19 protein-coding genes and 1 other RNA gene are annotated in these 22,065 nt (G+C 60.2%); 2 read left to right on the top strand and 18 right to left on the bottom strand.

What is annotated here, in order from left to right; genetic code table 11:
* Positions 1-171: 171 nt before the first annotated feature.
* The 18 genes from lpxC to rsmI all read right to left on the bottom strand — a co-directional run bounded on the left by lpxC (position 172) and on the right by rsmI (position 19,673).
* Positions 172-1,083 (bottom strand): UDP-3-O-acyl-N-acetylglucosamine deacetylase, encoded by a 912-nt coding sequence (gene lpxC, locus MEB48_RS26760; protein WP_007939852.1) that lies wholly within the window; start codon positions 1,081-1,083, stop codon positions 172-174.
* A gap of 112 nt (positions 1,084-1,195) precedes the next feature.
* Positions 1,196-2,389 carry a cell division protein FtsZ gene (gene ftsZ / locus MEB48_RS26755; RefSeq protein WP_095051261.1) on the bottom strand — a complete coding sequence of 398 codons (1,194 nt, stop codon included), beginning with the start codon at positions 2,387-2,389 and terminating at the stop codon, positions 1,196-1,198.
* A gap of 81 nt (positions 2,390-2,470) precedes the next feature.
* A complete protein-coding gene (gene ftsA / locus MEB48_RS26750; RefSeq protein ID WP_237886775.1) occupies positions 2,471-3,730 on the bottom strand; it encodes a cell division protein FtsA in 1,260 nt (419 codons plus the stop codon).
* 14 nt (positions 3,731-3,744) lie between these two features.
* A complete protein-coding gene (locus MEB48_RS26745; RefSeq protein WP_237886774.1) occupies positions 3,745-4,611 on the bottom strand; it encodes a cell division protein FtsQ/DivIB in 867 nt (288 codons plus the stop codon).
* 4 nt (positions 4,612-4,615) lie between these two features.
* Positions 4,616-5,575, bottom strand: a complete 960-nt coding sequence (locus tag MEB48_RS26740; RefSeq protein ID WP_237886773.1) for a D-alanine--D-alanine ligase — start codon at positions 5,573-5,575, stop codon at positions 4,616-4,618.
* Positions 5,572-7,032, bottom strand: a complete 1,461-nt coding sequence (gene murC / locus MEB48_RS26735) for a UDP-N-acetylmuramate--L-alanine ligase (RefSeq protein WP_237886772.1) — start codon at positions 7,030-7,032, stop codon at positions 5,572-5,574. The genes MEB48_RS26740 and murC overlap by 4 nt, the downstream gene beginning before the upstream one ends.
* Positions 7,025-8,095: an undecaprenyldiphospho-muramoylpentapeptide beta-N-acetylglucosaminyltransferase gene (gene murG, locus MEB48_RS26730; protein ID WP_237886771.1), complete on the bottom strand. Its 1,071-nt coding sequence runs from the start codon at positions 8,093-8,095 to the stop codon at positions 7,025-7,027. Before murG ends, murC begins: the two co-directional genes overlap by 8 nt.
* The gene (gene ftsW / locus MEB48_RS26725) at positions 8,085-9,302 is read right to left on the bottom strand and encodes a putative lipid II flippase FtsW (protein ID WP_442969126.1); all 1,218 of its coding nucleotides are present in this window, start codon (positions 9,300-9,302) and stop codon (positions 8,085-8,087) included. Before ftsW ends, murG begins: the two co-directional genes overlap by 11 nt.
* A complete protein-coding gene (murD, locus tag MEB48_RS26720; protein WP_237886770.1) occupies positions 9,299-10,645 on the bottom strand; it encodes a UDP-N-acetylmuramoyl-L-alanine--D-glutamate ligase in 1,347 nt (448 codons plus the stop codon). Before murD ends, ftsW begins: the two co-directional genes overlap by 4 nt.
* 5 nt (positions 10,646-10,650) lie before the next feature.
* A complete protein-coding gene (gene mraY / locus MEB48_RS26715; protein WP_095051253.1) occupies positions 10,651-11,733 on the bottom strand; it encodes a phospho-N-acetylmuramoyl-pentapeptide-transferase in 1,083 nt (360 codons plus the stop codon).
* Positions 11,733-13,100, bottom strand: coding sequence for a UDP-N-acetylmuramoyl-tripeptide--D-alanyl-D-alanine ligase (locus MEB48_RS26710; protein WP_237886769.1), 1,368 nt, complete (start codon positions 13,098-13,100; stop codon positions 11,733-11,735). Before MEB48_RS26710 ends, mraY begins: the two co-directional genes overlap by 1 nt.
* The gene (locus MEB48_RS26705; protein WP_237886768.1) at positions 13,093-14,556 is read right to left on the bottom strand and encodes a UDP-N-acetylmuramoyl-L-alanyl-D-glutamate--2,6-diaminopimelate ligase; all 1,464 of its coding nucleotides are present in this window, start codon (positions 14,554-14,556) and stop codon (positions 13,093-13,095) included. The genes MEB48_RS26710 and MEB48_RS26705 overlap by 8 nt, the downstream gene beginning before the upstream one ends.
* Positions 14,556-16,295, bottom strand: a complete 1,740-nt coding sequence (locus MEB48_RS26700) for a peptidoglycan D,D-transpeptidase FtsI family protein (protein ID WP_176466863.1) — start codon at positions 16,293-16,295, stop codon at positions 14,556-14,558. Before MEB48_RS26700 ends, MEB48_RS26705 begins: the two co-directional genes overlap by 1 nt.
* Entirely contained in the window at positions 16,295-16,588 is a 294-nt protein-coding gene (gene ftsL, locus MEB48_RS26695) for a cell division protein FtsL (RefSeq protein WP_237886767.1), read from the bottom strand. Before ftsL ends, MEB48_RS26700 begins: the two co-directional genes overlap by 1 nt.
* The gene (rsmH, locus tag MEB48_RS26690; RefSeq protein WP_442969125.1) at positions 16,585-17,532 is read right to left on the bottom strand and encodes a 16S rRNA (cytosine(1402)-N(4))-methyltransferase RsmH; all 948 of its coding nucleotides are present in this window, start codon (positions 17,530-17,532) and stop codon (positions 16,585-16,587) included. Before rsmH ends, ftsL begins: the two co-directional genes overlap by 4 nt.
* A complete protein-coding gene (gene mraZ, locus MEB48_RS26685; protein ID WP_003205355.1) occupies positions 17,529-17,984 on the bottom strand; it encodes a division/cell wall cluster transcriptional repressor MraZ in 456 nt (151 codons plus the stop codon). The genes rsmH and mraZ overlap by 4 nt, the downstream gene beginning before the upstream one ends.
* A gap of 354 nt (positions 17,985-18,338) precedes the next feature.
* Positions 18,339-18,692: RNase P RNA component class A (gene rnpB / locus MEB48_RS26680), an RNA gene on the bottom strand.
* A gap of 75 nt (positions 18,693-18,767) precedes the next feature.
* On the bottom strand, positions 18,768-19,673 hold the full coding sequence (rsmI, locus tag MEB48_RS26675; RefSeq protein ID WP_237886766.1) for a 16S rRNA (cytidine(1402)-2'-O)-methyltransferase: 906 nt from the start codon (positions 19,671-19,673) through the stop codon (positions 18,768-18,770).
* A gap of 177 nt (positions 19,674-19,850) precedes the next feature.
* Here rsmI and MEB48_RS26670 point away from each other — a divergent pair, with 177 nt between their 5' ends.
* On the top strand, positions 19,851-21,662 hold the full coding sequence (locus MEB48_RS26670; protein ID WP_237886765.1) for a penicillin-binding protein activator: 1,812 nt from the start codon (positions 19,851-19,853) through the stop codon (positions 21,660-21,662).
* The gene (locus tag MEB48_RS26665) at positions 21,662-22,024 is read left to right on the top strand and encodes a YraN family protein (RefSeq protein ID WP_007904371.1); all 363 of its coding nucleotides are present in this window, start codon (positions 21,662-21,664) and stop codon (positions 22,022-22,024) included. Before MEB48_RS26670 ends, MEB48_RS26665 begins: the two co-directional genes overlap by 1 nt.
* The last annotated feature ends 41 nt before the right edge of the window (positions 22,025-22,065 follow it).

Here is a 22,065-nt window from a genome sequence, read left to right as displayed (position 1 = left end):
GGCTAACACTTCCCCTTGCCGGGTGTGTAGAGGACTTCCACCTCCAAGTCATCCAACTCATCACCATAATGAGCTGAACAGCGCCAGTCACGGCGCTACGCGCCATGCCTGGCGCACCATAAAAAAAGGCCACCCGAAGGTAGCCTTTAAAAAACTAGAGAGGTTTTTTGCTTACACGGCCGCAACAGGACGCATGTAAGAGATCGGTGCAGTGCTGGCGTCTTCGAAAGTCACGACTTCCCAGGCATCTGTCTGCTCAATCAACTTGCGCAGCAGCTGGTTGTTCAATGCATGTCCGGACTTGAAGCCCTTGAACTCACCAATCAGGCTATTGCCCAGCAGGTAGAGGTCACCAATTGCATCGAGGATCTTGTGCTTCACGAATTCGTCTTCATAGCGAAGGCCGTCTTCGTTCAGTACACCATCCGCGTCGACCACAATAGCGTTTTCAACGCTGCCGCCGAGTGCGAGGTTGTGCTTGCGCAGGTACTCGATGTCACTCATGAAACCAAAGGTACGGGCGCGGCTGACTTCTTTTACGAACGAAGTGCTGGAAAAATCCACGCTTGCACTTTGTGTGCGGTCACGGAAAACCGGGTGATCGAAATCGATCTCGAAGCTCACTTTGAAACCTTCGAAAGGGACGAAAGTGGCGCGCTTGTCGCCGTCTTCCACTGTCACTTCCCGCAGGATCCGGATGAACTTCTTGGCAGCGTCCTGTTCTTCCAGGCCAGCCGATTGAATCAGGAATACGAAGGGTCCAGCGCTACCATCCATGATCGGGACTTCGGACGCGGAGAGCTCGACGTAGGCGTTATCGATGCCCAGGCCAGCCATGGCCGAGAGCAGGTGCTCCACCGTGTCCACTTTGACGTCACCGTTAACAAGCGTGGTCGACATAGTGGTTTCGCCAACGTTTTCCGCACGGGCAGGAATCTGCACCACAGGGTCGAGGTCAGCACGACAAAACACAATGCCGGTGTCGACGGGCGCTGGCTTGAGGGTCAGGTAGACCTTCTCCCCGGAGTGCAGGCCGACACCTGTGGCACGGATAATATTCTTCAGGGTGCGTTGTTTTATCATGGCATGGGCCGCTTCAGCGCAAATTGCGAACTGGTATCAACAAAGGCTGGCGATGATAGCAGACCAGACCTTTGCTGAACACCAATCACCCTAATACCCCTGATACATTTCATCAATCGGCCTGACGACGCAGGAAAGCCGGGATGTCCAGGTAGTCCAGGTCATCTTGCGGGTTCATCTTCGCGGCAGTCGCAGCACCGGCCTGAGCCTGGTTGCGCATGACGGTCGGACGGTCCAGGTCACGGTAGTTCACCGCAGGCTGTTCTTGACGAACAGGGGCTTGTTGTTGTGGCTGGGAAGCCATCGAGGTGTGAACGGTATTGTCGATGACCTTCACAGGCTTCTCGATTTTAGCGCCTAAACCCGTGGCAACAACAGTCACGTGCAGCTCGTCGCGCATGTCAGGATCGATAACGGTACCGACCTTGACCATCGCGTGCTCGGAAGCGAAGGCTTCGATGATGCTACCCACGTCGGAGTACTCACCCAGAGACAGGTCAGGACCGGCGGTGATGTTCACCAGGATGCCGCGTGCGCCTTGCAGGTTCACGTCTTCGAGCAACGGGTTGCGAATGGCCGCTTCGGTGGCCTCACGTGCACGGTTCGGACCGCTGGCGCAGCCAGTGCCCATCATCGCCATGCCCATTTCGCTCATCACGGTACGCACGTCGGCAAAGTCGACGTTGATCATGCCCGGACGCTTGATGATGTCGGAGATACCGCGAACGGCACCGGCCAGTACATCGTCGGCCTTGGCGAAAGCCGACAGCAGGCTGGCGTCTTTACCGAGGATGGTCAGCAGTTTCTCGTTGGGAATGGTGATCAACGAGTCGACGCTTTCAGACAGCAGACGAATACCTTCGTCGGCGAGCTGCATGCGCTTGCGGCCTTCGAACGGGAACGGACGGGTCACTACCGCAACGGTGAGGATCCCCATTTCCTTGGCCACTTCGGCAATGATCGGCGCAGCACCGGTACCGGTACCACCGCCCATGCCGGTAGTGATGAACACCATGTTGGTGCCCTGCAGGACTTCGGCAATGCGCTCACGATCTTCGAGAGCGGCCTGACGACCTACTTCAGGGTTGGCGCCGGCACCCAGACCTTTGGTCACGCCGGTACCCAGTTGCAGGATGGTCCGCGCGCTGATGCTCTTCAGCGCCTGGGCATCAGTGTTGGCGCAGATGAACTCAACGCCTTCAATGTTGCTCTTGACCATGTGATTGACAGCGTTGCCGCCGCCACCGCCAACACCGATAACTTTAATTACCGGGCTTGCGGGGATGTTGTCTACGAGTTCGAACATTTTCCCTCTCCTTACGTTCTCTAGTTTTTTTCGCCTACTGCGTTTTGCTGCCTTTACCGCTTGTCGCTTGAAACTGCTTCGTTAGAAGTTGCCTTGTACCCAGCTCTTGATGCGATCGAGCAAGGCGGCTTTCGGTTCGTCATTGCTGTAACTGTCGCGGCTGCCGATGCCGGAGAACGAAACCCCGTCGGACTGCTTCTGCAGGCCGTACATCAACAGGCCAACGCCGGTGGAATAGATCGGGTTGCGGACCACATCGTCCAGGCCCTTGACGCCATGGGGCACGCCCAGGCGAACCGGCATATGGAAGATTTCCTCGGCCAGCTCAGTCGCGCCTTCCATCTTCGCTGTACCGCCAGTCAGCACAATGCCGGCCGGAATCAGGTCTTCGTAGCCGCTGCGACGCAATTCGGCCTGGATCAGGGTGAACAGCTCGTCATAACGCGGCTCGACCACTTCGGCCAAGGCCTGACGGGACAGCTCGCGCGGCGGACGGTCGCCGACGCTCGGCACCTTGATGGTTTCGCCGGCACCGGCCAGTTTGGCCAGGGCGCAGGCGTAGCGAATCTTGATTTCTTCGGCGTACTGGGTCGGGGTGCGCAGCGCCATGGCGATGTCGTTGGTCACCTGATCGCCCGCAATCGGAATCACCGCGGTGTGACGGATCGCACCTTCGGTAAAGATTGCGATATCAGTGGTACCGCCACCGATGTCCACCAGGCATACGCCCAGCTCTTTCTCGTCGTCGGTCAGGACCGAATACGCGGAAGCCAGTTGCTCGAGGATGATGTCGTCGATTTCCAGGCCGCAGCGGCGCACGCATTTTTCAATGTTCTGTGCGGCGTTGACCGCGCAGGTGACCACGTGAACCTTGGCTTCCAGACGCACGCCGGACATGCCCAGCGGCTCGCGAACGCCTTCCTGGTTATCGATCACGTAATCCTGCGGCAGGGTGTGCAGCACACGCTGGTCAGCCGGGATCGCCACGGCCTGGGCAGCGTCGAGGACGCGCTCAAGGTCGGCGGTGCTGACTTCGCGATCACGAATCGCCACGATGCCGTGGGAATTCAGGCTGCGGATGTGATTGCCGGCCACGCCGACGAACGCCGAGTGGATCCGGCAACCGGCCATCAGCTGCGCTTCTTCGATAGCGCGCTGGATCGACTGGACGGTGGACTCGATGTTCACCACTACGCCTTTTTTCAGGCCGCGGGACGGATGAGTACCGATCCCGACGATTTCGAGCGTGCCGTCGTCCGCGACCTCGCCTACCAGCGCCACCACCTTGGAGGTGCCGATATCGAGACCGACGATCATTTTGCCGCTTTGCACGTTTGCCATGGGTCCTGCCTCTCTTAATTCTTCGCGACAGCGGGTTGAGCTATCGTGGGCGCTACAGGTTCCCGCCAGCCAACGGCGAGACCGTTGGCGTAGCGCAGATCGATGCGCGCAATGTTCGTAATCTGCTCTTTGAGCGTCTTGTCATAGATGGCAATGAAGCGGCGCATCCTTTCCACCAGCTTGCCGCGTCCCAGCAGCAGTTCGATCCCCGGGCCCGCGCTGCCGGCGCCGGTGGTCAGGAACCAACTGCCTCGTTCACGCAACTCCAGGCGTGCAATCGAGAAGCCCAACGGTCTGAGCATCTGGCTCAGCACCTGGTATTGCTGCATCACTTGCTGCTGGGCCCGCTGCGGACCGAACAACTGTGGCAAGTGTTCGTAGTTCGCCAGCTCGCGCGGGGTGAACGCCTGCCCCTGGTTGTTCAACAGCGACTCATCGCCCCACCGGGCTACCGGCAGTTGTTCTTCCAGGCGAATCACTACTTGATCCGGCCATACCCGACGCACTTCGGCGTGGGCAATCCATGGCATCGTTTCAAGCTCGGTACGCATGCTCTCCAGGTCAATGGTGAAGAAGCTCGACGCCACGTACGGGGCGATCCGCTGCTGCACCGCTTGCTGGCTGATGTAACTCAAGTCGCCCTGCACCGCGATCTTGGTGATCGGCCGGTCGGCGTACGGCAACAAACGCTGTGCGCCTTCATAAGTGCCGAACCCCAACGCAACCAGCAGCACGGGCCAGAACAGGCTTTTCAGAAAACCAAAGTTGGCTTTCGGCAGGCGCGCGGACATCGGCTCTTTGGCCACCATTCGGCTGGCACCCCGCGGCACCGGCTTGCGGCCGGGTGCGGAGGGCTGATGTCTAAGCTGTGCGCCTTGCATCGTCTTAACCTCTAGGTTCTTCAACACTGGCGGCCAGAATCGCCAGAACCAGTTGCTGGAAATCCAGGCCGGCGGCACGCGCCGCCATCGGCACCAGACTGTGATCGGTCATTCCCGGTGCGGTATTGACTTCCAGGAACCAGAACTGCCCATCGGCGTCCTGCATCACGTCTGCCCTGCCCCAACCGGCGATACCCAGCGCTTCACAGGCTTTGGCCGTGAGGTCCATGAGTTCTTTTTCTTTGTTGCTGTCCAGGCCACACGGAATCCGGTACTGGGTATCGGAAGCCACGTACTTGGCGTCGTAGTCGTAGAAACTGTGCGTTGTGCCCAGGGCAATCGGTGGCAACACCTGGTCACGCAGGGTGGCGATGGTGAACTCCGGACCTTGAATCCATTGCTCGACCAACACTTGCGAATCGTAGGTACTGGCCGCTTTCCACGCGTCGATCAATTCGGACGCGGAGGTCACTTTGGCCATCCCGATACTGGAACCTTCATGGGCCGGTTTGACGATCAAAGGGAAGCCCAGTTCCGTGGCCGCCGAAATACAATCGGCCTCGCAGCTCAACACGGCATGGCGAGGCGTCGGAATGCCGAGGCTGTGCCAGACCTGCTTGGTGCGCAGTTTATCCATGGCCAGTGCCGAGGCCAGAATGCCGCTGCCGGTGTACGGAATGCCCAGGCATTCGAGCAGCCCCTGCATGCTGCCGTCTTCACCGCCACGACCGTGGAGGATGATGAAGGCGCGGTCGATTTTTTCGTTCAGCAGGCGCTGCAGCAAGTCATCGCCCACGTCGAGACCGAAGGCGTCGACACCGGCACTTTGCAGTGCATCGAGCACCGCATTACCCGACTTCAGGGAAACCTCACGCTCGGCACTCTTGCCACCGAACAGTACGGCGACGCGGCCGAAGTCTTTCGGCGCGACAGTGGAGACGAGGTTGGCGTAAGCAGCAGTCATTTCAACTTCCCCACGCTTGGCACGGCAACCGCGCCAGCGAACAACGGACTATTCAACAGTTTCGGTGCGAGACCGCCGATATCACCGGCGCCCTGGCACAACAGGATGTCGCCGGCACGCAGCAGCGGTTTGACGATCGGCGCAAGCTCGACGCCGCGCTCGATGTAGATCGGGTCGAGCTGACCGCGCTGGCGAATGCTGTTGCACAGCTTGCGGCTGTCGGCGCCCGGGATCGGCTCTTCGCCGGCCGGGTAGACTTCCATCAGCAGCAGCACATTGGCGTCGGCCAGTACATTGACGAAATCGTCGTACAGGTCGCGGGTGCGGCTGTAACGGTGCGGCTGGTAGACCATCACCAGACGGCGCTCCGGCCAGCCACCGCGCACGGCTTTGATCACGGCGGCGACTTCGGTCGGGTGGTGACCGTAGTCATCGACCAGCATTACGTTGCCGCCATCCACCGGCAGTTCGCCGTACACCTGGAAGCGCCGGCCGACACCCTGGAACCCGGACAGGCCCTGGACGATGGCCTCATCGCTGACGCCTTCATCGGTGGCGATGCAAATGGTCGCCAGCGCGTTCAGCACGTTGTGGTTGCCCGGCATGTTTACCGACACATCCAGCGGCTCGCGGTCAGGGCGCAACACGGTAAAGAAGGTCTGCATGCCCTGCTGACGCACATTGATCGCGCGCACGTCGGCATCGTCGCCAAAGCCATAAGTGACCGTCGGACGTTTCACCTGCGGGAGGATCTCACGCACCACCGGATCGTCCAGGCACACCACCGCCAAACCGTAGAACGGCAGGTTGTGCAGGAACTCGACGAAGGTTTTCTTCAGTTTGTTGAAGTCACCGTCGTAGGTCGCCATGTGGTCGGCGTCGATGTTGGTGACCACGGCCACCAGCGGCTGCAAGTGCAGGAAGCTGGCATCGCTTTCATCGGCTTCGGCGATCAGGTAACGGCTGGTGCCGAGCTGGGCATTGGTACCCGCGGCATTCAGACGGCCACCGATGACGAACGTCGGGTCCAGGCCACCGGCGGCGAACACCGAAGCGATCAGGCTGGTGGTGGTGGTTTTGCCATGGGTACCGGCGACGGCGATGCCGTGACGGTAGCGCATCAGCTCGGCCAGCATCTCGGCACGCGGCACGACCGGAATCCGGCGTTCCAGCGCGGTGGCGACTTCCGGGTTGGAAGTGTTCACGGCACTGGAGGTGACCAGCACATCGGCGTTCGCGGCGTTCTCGGCACGGTGGCCGATATAGATGTGGGCACCGAAGGATTCGAGACGCTCGGTCACCGGCGAGGCTTTGAGGTCCGAACCGGACACTTCATAGCCCAGGTTCAGCAACACTTCGGCGATGCCGCACATGCCCACGCCGCCGATACCGACGAAGTGGATGCGACGGATGCGGCGCATTTCCGGATGAGGCATGGCTTTCTTATTCTCAACCATGGACCACCTCCAGGCAGGTATCGACCACGTTACGGGTGGCATCGGGTTTGGCCAGGCGGCGTGCCGCGGTGGCCATGTCGTTGAGTCGTTGCGGTTGCATCAAGACCTCTGTCAGGCGAGCGGCAAGATCCGCTGCGCCAGTCGTTCTCTGCGGCATCAGGAAGGCAGCACCTTCACGGGCCAAATAATCGGCGTTGCGGGTCTGGTGATCGTCGATCGCGTGGGGCAAAGGCACCAGCATCGAGGGCAGACCGGCAGCCGCCAGTTCACTGATGGTCAGCGCGCCTGCGCGGCACACCACCAGGTCGGCCCAACCATAGGCTTGGGCCATGTCTTTGATGAAAGGCTGCACTTGCGCCTCGACGCCAGCCGCGCGATAGCGCTCTGCAGTCACTTCATCGTGGTTTTTGCCGGCCTGATGAAACACGTCCGGGCGCAGGTCGGGGGCGACTTGCGACAAGGCTTCAGGCAGCAATTTGTTCAACGGCTCTGCGCCCAGGCTTCCGCCCAGGATCAGCAAACGTGCCTTGCGACCGGCCAGGGCAGGTCGCGGTGTTGCGAGGAACAGCTCGGTGCGCACCGGGTTACCGGTGGTCCGGCGGCTGTTCGACAGGGTAAAGGTGTCGGGGAACGCTTCACAGACCCGGGCGGCCAACGGCACCAGCAACCGATTGGCGGTACCGGCCACTGCGTTCTGCTCATGAACGATCACTGGGACGCCGGCCAATTTGGCTGCAATGCCGCCGGGACCGGTCACATAACCGCCGAAGCCGACCACGCAGACTGGCTGCAGCTGACGAATAATCGCCCGCGCCTGCCAGATCGACTTGAGCAACATGAACGGCGCCTTGAGCAAGGACAATTTGCCCTTGCCGCGCAAACCGCTGGCGTGGATCCGATGCAATTGAAGACCGGCCGCCGGCACCAGATCGTTTTCGATCCCGCGGGGCGTGCCGAGCCAGTGCACGGTATAACCGCGGGCCTGGAACTCCCGGGCACAGGCCAATGCCGGGAACACGTGGCCCCCGGTGCCGCCGGCCATGATCAGTACGTTAGCGCCCATGGTTCGGCTCCTCGGCGAAGTCGCTCTCATGGAATTCCATCTCTTCGCTGCCCAAGTGGGTTCGACTCTCCCACTCGATGCGCAGCAACAAGCCAAGACAGGCACAGCAGATCACCAACGAACTGCCGCCATAACTGAGGAATGGCAGGGTCAGACCCTTGGTCGGCAGCAAGCCGACGTTCACACCGATGTTGATCAGGAACTGACCGATCCACAGGAACGACAGGCCGTACGCGATATAGGCGGCGAAAAACTGTTTGGCCTTCTCGGCCCAGTAACCGATGTACATGCCGCGAATACAGACAAAGACGAACAGCGCTACGGTGCACAAAGAACCCACGGCACCCAGTTCTTCGGCCAGGACCGAGAACACGAAGTCAGTGTGGGCTTCCGGCAGGTAGAACTGTTTCTGCACGCTGTTGCCCAGGCCAACGCCCAGCCATTCGCCGCGACCGAAAGCGATCAAGGCTTGAGACAACTGATAGCCAGCACCGAACTGGTCGGCCCACGGATCGGCAAAGTTGGTCAGGCGCGCCATTCGATACGGCTGCATTTGAATCAACAACACCACCGCCCCGACAGCCAGGACAACCATCAAGGAAAAACGGAACAGCCCGACCCCGCCGAGGAACAGCATCGCCGCAGCAGCCCCCATCATCACGACGGTGGCACCGAAGTCCGGCTCCATCAGCAACAGACCCGCCATCGGCAGCAGAACGATGAACGGCTTGAAGAAACCCATCCAGCTTTCACGCACTTCTTTCTGGCGACGCACCAGATAACCGGCGAGGTAGATCACCACGAACACCTTGGCGATCTCGGAAGGCTGAACGTTGAAGAAGCTGAAGCCGATCCAGCGCATCGAACCGTTCACTTCACGGCCGATCCCGGGGATGATCACCATGATCAGCAAGCCGAATGCCCCCAGCAACATCAGCCAGCCCAAGCGTTGCCAGGTAGCGATCGGAATCATCATGGTGACGATGCAGGCACCCAGGCCCAGCACCACGTAGATAAGGTGGCGAATCATGTAATACAGGGCACTGCCCGACTGCACTGCTGCTACTTCGGTGGATGCCGATGCAATCATCACCAGCCCCAGGCCCAACAACGCCAGACAGCCGGCGAGCATCGAGAAGTCGAGGTCGATGCCGCGCCCGGTGATCAGTGGCGATGGATAAGGCTTGATGATATCGCTCAGATTCATGCCAAGTCCTCCACGGCACGGACAAACTGGTGACCGCGATCTTCGTAGTTCTTGAACATGTCGAAACTGGCGCAGGCTGGGGACAGCAGCACCGCATCGCCCGGTTCAGCGATGGCGCGGCATTGCGCGACGGCTTCGTCCAGCGAAGTGACGCGAATCTGTGGAACGGCATCGCCGATGGCCTCACCGATCTTGTCGGAGTCACGGCCCATCAAAATGACGGCGCGGCAGTTGGCCGCGACCGGATCACGCAGATCCTTGAACTCGGCACCTTTGCCATCGCCACCGGCGATCAGCACGAGTTTGCCGTCGATGTCTGACCCCAGACCTTCGATGGCGGCCAGTGCGGCACCGACGTTGGTAGCTTTGGAATCGTTGTAGTAGCTCACGCCGTTCAGGTCACGAACCCACTGGCAGCGATGCTCGAGGCCGGCGAAAGTGCGCAGGGCCGAAAGCATGGCGTCGAACGGCAGACCCACCGCGTGGCCCAGCGCCAAGGCCGCCAGGGCGTTGGACTGGTTATGCGCGCCACGAATCTTCAACTCACGCACCGGCATCAGGTTCTGGAATTCGAAAGCCAGATACTTCTCGCCGTCTTCTTCCCGAATGCCAAAGGCCTTGAAATCGGGTTTGCTCAAACCAAAGGTCCAGCATGGCTGGCCCTCGCCCATCAACGGGCGGCTAAGGGCATCCTGACGGTTAACCACGAACTGTTTGGCACCCCGGAAGATCCGGTGCTTGGCCAGGTGATAGGCCGGCAAACCGCTGTAGCGGTCCATGTGGTCTTCGCTGATGTTGAGCACGGTCGCCACTTCGGCGTTGAGTTGATCGGTGGTTTCCAGTTGGAAACTCGACAACTCCATCACGTACAACTCGACATCGTCGCTGAGCAAATCCAGCGCTGGCGTACCGAGGTTGCCACCGACAGCGACACGTTTGCCGGCCGCAGCCGCCATCTCGCCGACCAGGGTGGTGACGGTGCTTTTCGCGTTGGAACCACTGATGGCGACAATCGGCGCCTTCGCGTTACGCGCGAACAGCTCGATGTCGCCGGACAGTTTCACGCCACGGGCGGCGGCAGCCTGCAGGGCCGGGGTCGCCAGCGCCAGGCCGGGGCTCACGTAGAGCTCGTCGGCACGGCACAGGAATTCGACGTCCAGCTCGCCACAACGCACTTCCACGTGCGGATAGTCACGCTTGAGCGTGGCCAGTTCCGGTGGATTTTCCCGCGTATCGGCGACAGCAAACGACACGCCCCGGTTCGCCAGGAAGCGAACCAGGGACATGCCGCTCTTGCCGAGGCCGACAACGATGCGGAAGTGGTCAGAAGCGATCAGAGACACTCGTTCTACCTCAGCTTCAGGGTGGCAAGGCCGACCAGTACCAGAATCACGGTGATGATCCAGAAGCGGACGATCACACGCGGCTCGGGCCAGCCCTTGAGTTCAAAATGGTGGTGTATCGGTGCCATGCGGAACACACGGCGACCGGTCAGCTTGAAGGACGCAACCTGGATAACGACCGACAGGGTCTCCATCACGAACACGCCGCCCATGATGAACAGGACGATTTCCTGACGGACGATCACTGCGATGGTGCCCAGGGCCGCGCCCAGCGCCAGTGCGCCGACGTCGCCCATGAACACCTGGGCCGGATAGGTGTTGAACCAGAGAAAACCCAGGCCCGCGCCGATCAACGCGCCGCAGAACACGATCAGCTCGCCCGCGCCCGGCACGTAAGGAATCAGCAGATATTCGGCGAACTTCACGTTACCCGACAGGTAGCAGAAGATTCCCAAGCCGCCGCCGACCATCACGGTAGGCATGATCGCCAGACCGTCGAGACCATCGGTCAGGTTGACCGCGTTGCTCGAGCCGACAATCACGAAATAGGTCAGGACGATGAAACCCGCGCCCAGCGGAATGCTGTAGTCCTTGAGCATCGGCAGGATCAGGGTGGTTTCTACCGGCGTCGCCGCAGTCATATAAAGGAAGATCGCCGCGCCCAGGCCGAACACCGACTGCCAGAAATACTTCCAGCGACTAGGCAGGCCGCGAGAATTTTTCTCGATGACTTTGCGGTAATCGTCGACCCAGCCGACGGCGCCGAACAGCAGGGTCACCAGCAATACGACCCAAACGTAACGGTTGCTCAGGTCAGCCCACAGCAAGGTGCTGACGCCGATGGACGACAGAATCAGCGCGCCACCCATGGTTGGCGTGCCGGACTTGGACAGGTGCGATTGTGGACCGTCGTTACGAACGGATTGACCGATCTGACGGTTCTGCAAAGTGCGGATCATCCACGGGCCATAGCACAGCGACAAGACCAGCGCGGTCAGCACACCGAGGATCCCGCGCAGGGTCAGGTACTGAAAGACCGCGAAGCCTTTGTAGAACTGTTGCAGATACTCCGCTAGCAGCAGCAGCATTAATGTTTCTCCAGACGGGTCCCGCACAAAGCGGCGACGATGTTTTCCATCGCGGCGCTGCGCGAGCCCTTGATCAAAATGGTGGTGTTTGTGTCCTGCTCGGCGTCCAGGGCCTTGATCAGCTCAGCCTGTGTGCTGAAGTGAAAAGCCTGTTCGCCGAAAGCGTTCACGGCGTGAGTCATCATTGGCCCGACGGCATAAAGCGCCGATACCTTGCCGCGGGCGTACTCACCCACATCGCGGTGCCCCTGCTCCGCCCAATCGCCCAACTCGCCGATATCCCCGAGCACCAAAACGGTGCGACCGGAAAAGCCGGCGAGTATATCAACGGCGGCGCACATAGAGGTGGGGTTTGCGTTGTACGTGTCATCGATCACGCGCATACCGTTAGTTGCCAGTTGCGCGACGGTGCGGCCCTTGACCGGTTGCACGGCGCCAAGACCGGTGGCGATGCCGGACAGCGATACGCCCAAGGCATGGGCTGCAGCGGCGGCGGCCATGGCATTGGCGACGTTATGGGTGCCGAGCAGGTTCAGTTGAACCCGTTCCACACCTTCAGGACTGTGCAGGTTGAACGCCGGGCAACCGCGGGCGTCGCGGTCCAGATCGCTGGCATAGAAGTCGGCGCTGATGTTGCTCAGGGCAAACGTCAGCACTTTGCGACCGGCGGCACGGGTCTTCCAGATTTCAAAAGCCTTGTCGTCGAAATTCAGCACAGCGACGCCATCGGCATCCAGCCCTTCGAGAATCTCACCCTTGGCTTCAACGATTTTTTCCGGCCCGCCGAACTCGCCGACGTGGGCGGTCCCGGCATTGTTGATGACCGCCACGTGAGGCTTGGTCATGCCGACGGTGTAGGCAATCTCGCCGAGCCGCGAGGCGCCGAGTTCGATCACGGCAGCGGTGTGTTCCGGTGCCAATTCGAGCAAGGTCAGCGGAGCGCCCAGGTCATTGTTCAGGTTGCCACGGGTCGCCAGCACCGGACCGCGCGTGCGCAGGATGCTCGCGAGCATTTCCTTGACCGTGGTCTTGCCGCTGGAACCGGTAATGGCCACGACCGGCTGAGTGAATGCCGCACGGTTCATCGCGCCCAATTGGCCTAGCGCCTGGCGGGAATCCTTGACCAGCAGTTGCGGCAGCGTGCTGTCGCCCACTTCGCGCTCGACCACGGCACCCACGGCGCCTTTGGCGGCAACGTCATTGAGGTAGTCATGGCCATCGAAACGCGGACCGGCCAGAGCAATAAACAGCTGGCCGGGCTTGATCGCGCGGCTATCGATGCTGACGCCGTCGAAGCTGGCGTCGCTGGCAATCAGACGGCCATTCAATGCGCCGGTCAGTTCGCTCAGTTTCAAGGCTTTAAGCATGGGCCACCTCCCACGCGGTCAGGGCATGATCGGCCTCGACCAGATCGGAGAAAGCGTGGCGCTCGCCGTTGATTTCCTGATAGTCCTCATGGCCTTTACCCGCCAGGACAATCACGTCATCCGCCGAAGCGCTGGCGATCAATTGGGCAATCGCCTGGCCACGGCCGGCGACGAAGGTGACGTTATCCGCAGCGGTGAAACCGGCGCGGATGTCGTCGAAAATCACGGTTGGGTCTTCGGTACGCGGATTGTCATCGGTGACCAGTACGCCATCGGCCAGACGCTCGACCACTTCCGCCATCAGCGGACGCTTGCCGCGATCACGATCGCCACCGCAACCGAACAGGCACAGCAACCGGCCTTTGGCGTGAGGACGCAGGGCCATCAAGACTTTTTCCAGCGCATCCGGTGTGTGGGCGTAATCGACCACCACCAACGGCTGAGTACCGCCGCCCAGGCGCTGCATGCGACCGGCCGGGCCTTCGAGTTTCGGCAGCACTTTGAGGATTTCGTCCAGCGCGTAGTCCAGTCCGAGCAAGGCGCCGACCGCGGCCAACACATTGCTCAGGTTGAAACGACCGAGCAAGGTGCTGCGCAAATGGTGCTCGCCTTGCGGCGTGACCAGCGTGGCGCGCACGCCTTCGTCGTCGAACTGCGCTTGGCGGCAATACAGGTAGGCGCTGGAATCTTCCAGGCTGTAAGTGATGAGTCGCGACTCGCCTTGATCGGCAGCCAGTTGCCGGCAGAAATCGTCGTCAAGGTTGACCACCCGGCACTTCAAATCATTCCAGGCAAACAACTTGGCCTTGGTTTCGCCATAGGCCTGCATGGTGCCGTGGTAATCCAGATGATCGCGCGACAGGTTGGTCATCACCGCCACATTGAACGCCAACGCAGTCACGCGGCCCTGATCCAGGCCGTGGGAAGAAACTTCCATGGCCACGGCTTTGGCGCCGGCCTTTTTCAGGTCGGCGAGGGTCGCTTGCACCGCAATCGGGTTCGGCGTGGTGTGCAGACCGCTTTCCAGCGCGCCGTAGAAACCGGAACCCAGAGTGCCGACGATGCCGCAGTGTTGACCAAGCAGGTCGAGCGCTTGGGCGACCAATTGGGTCACGCTGGTTTTACCGTTGGTGCCGGTCACGCCGATCAGATTGAGGTGGCGGCTCGGTTCACCATAAAAACGCCCGGCAATGTCCGACAGCTGCGCCGCCAGGCCTTTGACTGGAATCAGCGGTACGTCGGTAATCGGCAGCACGGTCGCGCCTTCGACTTCATAGGCCACGGCAGCGGCGCCACGTTGCAAGGCGTCGGCGATGTGCGCACGCCCGTCGAATCTGCCGCCCGGGACCGCGAGAAACAAATCGCCTGCCCGTACATTGCGGCTGTCCAGCGCCAACTCGCGGATCAATAGATCACGGCCGGCGTGGGCGAAAATCTTGTTCAGGCTCAGCGACATCAGCCGCGCCCTCCATTGGCTTTCAGCGGAACGACCGGTGCGGCGTTCGCTTGTTGAGTAGCTGGCAGATTGTCCGGGGTGATGTTCATCAGACGCAGGGTCCCGGACATCACTTTGCTGAACACCGGCGCCGAGACCAGACCACCGAAGTAACCGGCCTTGGTCGGTTCATCGATCACCACCACGATTGCGTAACGCGGATCGTTCATCGGGCCGAAACCGGCGAACAGCGAGCGATAGGAGTTCTCGGCGTAGCCTTTGGTTCCGACCGACGTTTTACGTGCGGTACCCGACTTGCCGCCCACGTGATACGCCGGCACCTGCGCACGGAATACACCGCGCGGGGCTTCGATCACTTGTTGCAGCATGGTCTGCATGGTTTTTGCGACGGCTTCCGGCAATACCTGTGTGGTTTGCGGTGCCTTGTCGGTTTTGATCAGGGTCAGCGGCGCGAGACGGCCATTGTTGGCCAAGGCCGAGAAGGCGTGGACCAACTGGATCGCGGTTACGGAAATACCGTAGCCGTAGGACAGCGTGGCGGTTTCAGCCTTGCGCCATTCGCGGTAGTTCGGCAGGTTGCCGACGCGCTCGCCCGGGAAGCCGAGGCCGGTGTCCTGACCGAGGCCGACTTTCTGCGCCAGGCGGAAAATCGTTTCGCCGCCGATATCGAACGCGACCTTACTCATGCCGACGTTACTGGAATTGATCAGGATTCCGGTCAGGTCGAGTACCGGGCCTTCGCTCTTGGATACGTCCTTGATGGTGTACTTACCAATCTGCAAGGTGCCTGGATAAACCTCAACGGTATCGGTCGGCTTCCAGCGCCCGGTTTCAATCGCGGCGCTCATGGAAATCGCTTTCATGGTCGAACCCGGCTCGAACACGTCGATCATCGCGCGGTTGCGCATCATCGCCGGTTGCAGGTTGCGACGGTTGTTCGGGTTGTAGGTTGGCTGGTTGACCATGGCGAGAATTTCGCCGGTCTTCACGTCCATGATCACCAGGCTGCCAGCCTTGGCGCCGTTCTCGATGATCGCGTTGCGCAGTTCACGGTTGGCCAGGTATTGCAGGCGCAGGTCAATGGACAACGCCAAGGGCTTGCCGGCCTTGGCGTTTTTGGTGACCTGGACATCCTTGATCAACCGGCCGCGCCGGTCCTTGATCACTTGTCGTTTGCCGGGTACGCCGGCCAGCCATTCGTCGTAGGCCAGCTCGACGCCTTCGCGTCCGTGGTCATCGATGTCGGTAAAGCCGACCATATGGGCGGTGACTTCACCGGCCGGGTAAAAACGCCGGAACTCTTCGATGCCATAAACACCCGGCACTTTCAGATCGAGCACAGCCTGGCCCTGCTCAGGGGTCAGCCCGCGCACCAGATAAATGAATTCTTTGTTGGCCTGGGCTTCGAGACGTTCGGCCAGGGCTTTCGGGTCCTGCCCCAAGGCAGCCGCCAATGCCGGCCACTTCTCTTTGGCCGTTTGCATTTCCTTGGCGTTGCCCCACAGGGTGGTGACCGGAGTACTCACGGCCAACGGCTCGCCGTTACGGTCGGTGATCAGACCACGGTGAGCCGGAATCGGAATATGACGAACGCTGCGCGCATCGCCCTGACCTTTAAGGAAGGCACGGTCGACCACTTGCAAATCGATGATGCGCCAGGCAATCGCCGCCACCATGATGCCGAGCAACCCGACCACCAGACGGAACCGCCATGGAAAGAGCGCGCCTTCGAGTTTCATCATGGCGCCACCATCTGCACTTCAGCAGCGCCGGGAATGCGCATCTTCAGTTGCTCGGTGGCCAGGATTTCGATACGGCTGTGAGCCGTCCAGGTGCTCTGCTCGAGAATCAACCGGCCCCACTCGGCCTGCGCCTTGTCGCGCACGCTCAATTCGTTGTACAGCGAATTCAACAGCTGACGGTTCCAGTGCGCGCTATAGGACACGCCGATGGCCGACACGAGCACACCGACAAATAGCAGCAGCATGAAAAAGCTTCCGCCGGGAAGTGGCTTGGCGAAAAGCTTGCTCACCGCAGCTTCTCCGCCACGCGCATGACGGCGCTACGGGAACGTGGGTTGGCTTTGAGTTCGGCGTCGGAGGCCGTCTGCGCTTTGCCATGGATTTTGATGATCGGTTCGAAAGCGACGTGACGGACCGGCAAGTTGCGCGGCAGATTGTCGGCTTCGCCTTTCACCAGTTTGCGCATGAACAGTTTGACGATGCGGTCTTCCAGCGAGTGGAAGCTGATGACGACCAGACGGCCGCCCACTTCCAGGCATTCCAGCGCGGCTTGGAGGCCGGTTTCCAGATCGCCCAGTTCGTTGTTGACGTGAATACGCAGGCCCTGGAATGCACGGGTGGCCGGGTTCTTGCCCTTTTCCCATGCCGGGTTGGCGACTTTCAGCACTTCAGCCAGATCGCCAGTGCGCTCGAACGGCTTGATGTCGCGACGCTCGGCCACGGCACGCGCCATGCGACCGGAGAAACGCTCTTCGCCATATTCCTTGAACACCCGGGCAATTTCTTCCACCGGCGCGGTGTTGACGAACTCGGCGGCGCTGATCCCGCGGGACGGGTCCATGCGCATGTCCAACGGACCGTCGTTGAGAAAACTGAAACCGCGCTCAGGGTCGTCGAGCTGCGGCGAAGACACGCCGAGGTCGAGCAGAACGCCGCTGACCTTGCCAGCCAGACCGCGTTCGGCGACTTCCGAACCGAGCTCGGCAAAGCTGCGCTGTACAACGACAAAGCGGCCGTCTTCGGCCGCTAGCGTTTGCCCGGTGGCAATCGCTTGAGGATCTTTGTCGAATCCGAGCAACCGGCCATCAGGTCCGAGCTGGCTGAGGATCAACCGACTATGTCCGCCACGTCCGAACGTACCGTCCAGATAGCAGCCATCAGGACGTACGGCGAGAGCCTCGACGGCTTCGTCAAGCAGTACGGTGATGTGGTTAAAGCCGCTATCAATAGTCACAGGATTAAATCACGCAGTTCATCAGGCATGGCGCCCGGTTGTTGAATAGCAGCCAGGTCAGCGGCAGAAACCGCATTCCAGGCATCCTCGTCCCACAATTGGAACTTGTTCAGTTGGCCTACCAACATTGCGCGCTTATCCAACTTGGCATATTCGCGAAGACGCGGCGGAACCAGAAAACGACCACTGCCATCGAGCTCGAGGTCGACGGCATTACCAATCAGTAAACGTTGCAGGCGGCGGTTCTCTTCGCGAAGCGAAGGCAGTGCGCGCAGTTTGGTTTCGATAATTTCCCACTCATCGAGGGGATAAACACACAAACACGGATCAACGGCATCGATGGTGACGATTAATTGACCGGAACTACGCGAAACCAGCTCGTCACGGTACCGGCTCGGCATTGCGAGACGGCCCTTTGCATCGAGACTGATAGCGTTAGCTCCGCGAAACACGTTGGCGTTTCTCCAAATATTAGCGTTTTGCGTTCAAAAAACCCACTTCATGCCACTTTCCGCCACTTGCGCACACTATAGGAATGCGCCCACCACACCGTCAAGGCGCGGATTAAAGGAAAAGCCTTACAGAACGGAGATTTAGGAGCGTAAAAGGAGGGCAAACGAGAATCTGACAGATGAATTCGCTCAATAACTTGAATCAGCACAGAAGGCTGCGTTCAGAAGTTAAAGTAGTTTGTTAAGAGTAAGATTTTTTCGGTATTACAAAAGCGCTTCTGCTATTGATTCAGCAGGGAGGGAAATTGCCATTACGCACATCCCTGCCAAAGATTCAGCAGAGAGGAAAAAAAGGTGGAGAGTCGATCTGTAAGCCGGGTTCTGTCTTGAACAGTCATTCGTCTACGATGGCCATCACTGGACATCTTTAGCAACCTACCCGGTCCCAGCGCGGGCCACGCCTTGGGACCCTATTTGGTCTTGCTCCAAGTGGGGTTTACCTAGCCACGAACTGTTGCCAGACGTGCGGTGCGCTCTTACCGCACCTTTTCACCCTTACCGGCGCCGAAGCGCTTAGGCGGTTATTTTCTGTGGCACTTTCCGTAGGCTCACGCCTCCCAGGCATTACCTGGCACTTCGCCCTATGGAGCCCGGACTTTCCTCCCCCCCCTAATTTTCATAGAGGGCAGCGACTGTCCGATCGACTCTCCGCCGCGAAGATTAACGGCAGAGTGGCCGAAGAACAAGCGCTAAAAAGCCTCTGGCCGGCGCTGCACGTCAGTTTTACTCGCCCTTCTGCTTATCCAGCGCGACCTGATAGAGCACATTCTTGCGTTCACCGGTAATTTGCGCCGCCAATGCCGCCGCACGCTTGAGCGGCATTTCTTCGAGTAACAGGTTGAGAATACGCATCGCCTCACTGCTGACAGCGTCATCAGTCTCAGGGGCAGTCCAGCCCGCTACCAGCACCACGCACTCGCCACGCTGCTGATTGCTGTCCGATTCGACAAACTCGCGCAACTCGGCCAACGGCAAGCCTTTGAGGGTTTCGAAGGTCTTGGTCAGCTCCCGTGCCAGCAATGCCGGGCGCTCGGCGCCGAATACCAGCTCCATGTCTTGCAGGCATTCAAGGATCCGATGCGGTGCTTCATAGAAAATCAGTGTGCGCGGCTCTTCTTTCACCAGTTCCAGGCGAGCACGTCGGCCGACAGCCTTGGCCGGCAAAAAACCTTCGAAGATGAAACGGTCGGACGGCAGCCCCGCCGCCGACAGCGCCGCAATCAATGCACATGCCCCCGGAACCGGCACCACATTGATTCCCGCGGCACGGGCCTGACGCACCAGGTGATAACCCGGATCGGAAATCAGCGGCGTCCCGGCGTCGGAGATCAACGCCACATCGTCGCCCGCCAGCAGACGCGTGATAAAGCGGTTACCCTCCTCTCGCTCGTTGTGTTCATGACAGGCCGCCAGCGGCGTCGGAATGCCGAAATGCTGCATCAATCGCTGGGAGTGGCGAGTGTCTTCGGCAGCGATCAAAGCGACCTCGCGCAGGATCTTCAGCGCACGCGCACTGATGTCGTCCAGGTTGCCGATGGGCGTCGCCACCACATAAAGCGAGCCAGCAGCGGAATTCAAAGCACCTGGAGCAGTCAAAGCGCACACCTCATGATCGGTAAAAGGCGACATTGTAGCGCGTAGTGGCGCTTGCGATACGTCTCACCCTTCCCGGGTTTTCCAGCCTTTTGTGCAGTGCTGCAACATTTACACGAGCTAAATTGATCGATTCACGCCAGTAACATCGCGCCCCGGCCAGTGCTTGGGTACAATTCCCCGCTAATTTGATCGAGTATCAGGAACACTTACATGATCGCTTGCCTGCGGCTGTTCTCTGCCCTTTGCCTCGCTGCCTTGCTGGCGGCTTGCGCCAGCTCGCCCTCTTCCAGCCTTGGCGAACTTCCACGGACCCCGGACGCCAGTATCGAGCAATTGCTCGAACAGGCCGCTAAAAGCAAAGATCCGGAAGACGCCGCCCTGTTGCGCCTGAGTGCGGCAGACCTGGCTTATCGTCAGGGCAATGCCGGCCAGTCTGCGCAAATCCTGCAACAGGTCCCAGTGGAACAACTCAAGCCTGGCCAACAAGTCTTCGCCAGTACCCTGGCGGCTGAACTGGCCATGGTCCGCAATCAGCCGAAAGCGGCGCTGACTGCTCTGAGCCATCCGAGCCTGCAACGTTTGGGCGAACTGCCCGTCGAACAACAGGTTCGCACCGGCACCGTTCATGCTCGCGCCCTTGAGGCCGATGGCCAGACCCTCGCCGCCGCACGGGAGCGCATCTTCATTGCGCCGATGCTTGAAGGTGAAGCCGCCAGCAAAAACCACGAAGCGATCTGGACCCTGATCGCTTCATTGCCGACTGATCAATTGCAGCCGACCACCGACGATGACCTCGGCGGCTGGATACGTCTGGCGCTGGCGGTGAAAACGGCCGGCACCCTGGAACAGCAGCAAGCCGCGATCGACTACTGGCGCGAACGGAATCCAAAGCATCCCGCGGCCATCCAGCTGCCATTGCCACTGACCAAACTCAAGGAACTGGCCAGCCAGCCCCTGAGCAAGATTGCCCTGCTGCTGCCACAAGACGGCCCGCTAGGTTCGGTTGGCAGAGCACTGCGCGAAGGCTTCATGGCCGCTCACTACCAGGCGCAACAAGCCGGGCAGAAGCCGCCGGCCATCGAGTTCTATGACAGCTCGCGCCTGACATCCCTCGATGAGTTCTATCGCAAGGCCCAGGCCGATGGCGTGCAACTGGTGGTCGGCCCGCTAGAAAAGCCGCTGGTCAAACAGCTCAGCGCCCGCCCGCAACTGCCGATCACTACCCTGGCGTTGAATTACAGCGAAGGCGAACAAGGTCCGGCCCAACTGTTCCAGTTCGGTCTTGCGGCTGAAGACGAAGCCCGCGAAGTGTCTCGTCGTGCACGCGCCGATGGCCTGCACCGCGCCGCCATCATGGTGCCGAAAGGCGAATGGGGCGACCGCGTTTACAAGGCGTTCAGCCAGGATTGGCAAGCCAACGGCGGCAGCATCGTCGCGGTCGAACGCGTCGACCAGCCAGTGCAACTGGCCCAGCAGATTGCCGACATGTTCCAGCTGCGCCAGAGCGAAGGCCGCGCCAAGAGCCTGCAAAGCACTGTCGGCTCACAGGTTGCCGCACAACCTTCACGTCGTCAGGACATCGAGTTCATCTTCCTGGCCGCGACGCCGCAACAGGCCCAGCAGATCAAACCGACCCTGAACTTCCAGTACGCAGGTGACGTGCCGGTTTACGCCACCTCCCACGTGTTCAGCGCCAGCGGCGACCAGAACCAGTACAACGACATGAACGGTATTCGCTTCTGCGAAACCCCATGGCTGCTGGATGCCAACGATCCGCTGCGCAAACAGGTCACTGCACAATGGCCACAAGCCGGCGGCAGCCTGGGCCGCCTGTACGCGATGGGCGTTGACGCCTATCATCTGGCACCGCGCCTGGGGCAACTCAAGGCCTTGCCGGACAGCCGCATCCAAGGCCAATCGGGCAGCCTGGGCATGACTCAGAATCAGCGGGTCGAGCGTCAGTTGCCATGGGCAGAGTTCATCAACGGTCAGGTTCAACGCCTGCCGGATACCTCACGCTGATGCCTGACAGGTCACGCCAGCAAAGCGGTAAAGATGCCGAGCGTCATGCGCTCGAGCATCTTCAGCAACAAGGTCTGCGCCTGCTGGCGCAGAACTGGTTATGTAAACGCGGCGAGCTTGATCTGGTCATGCTTGATGGCGATACAGTAGTATTCGTCGAAGTCCGCTACAGAAAAAACACCCAATGGGGTGGCGCGCTCGATAGCATCGATGGGCGCAAACGGCAGAAACTGATTTTTGCCGCGCAGTATTTTCTTCAGCGAGAGTCACGCTGGGCCAATTCCCCCTGCCGCTTCGACGTGGTTGCCATCGACAGCAACCTCGATCAGTTGAACTGGTTGCAGAATGCCTTCGACAGCTGATCTCTGCGCCCCGAACCGGACATCTTCACCCAACACTTTTT

Source organism: Pseudomonas sp. PGPR40 (assembly GCF_022014505.1).
Taxonomy (GTDB): domain Bacteria; phylum Pseudomonadota; class Gammaproteobacteria; order Pseudomonadales; family Pseudomonadaceae; genus Aquipseudomonas.
This window is presented reverse-complemented; position numbering and strand designations above follow the sequence as displayed.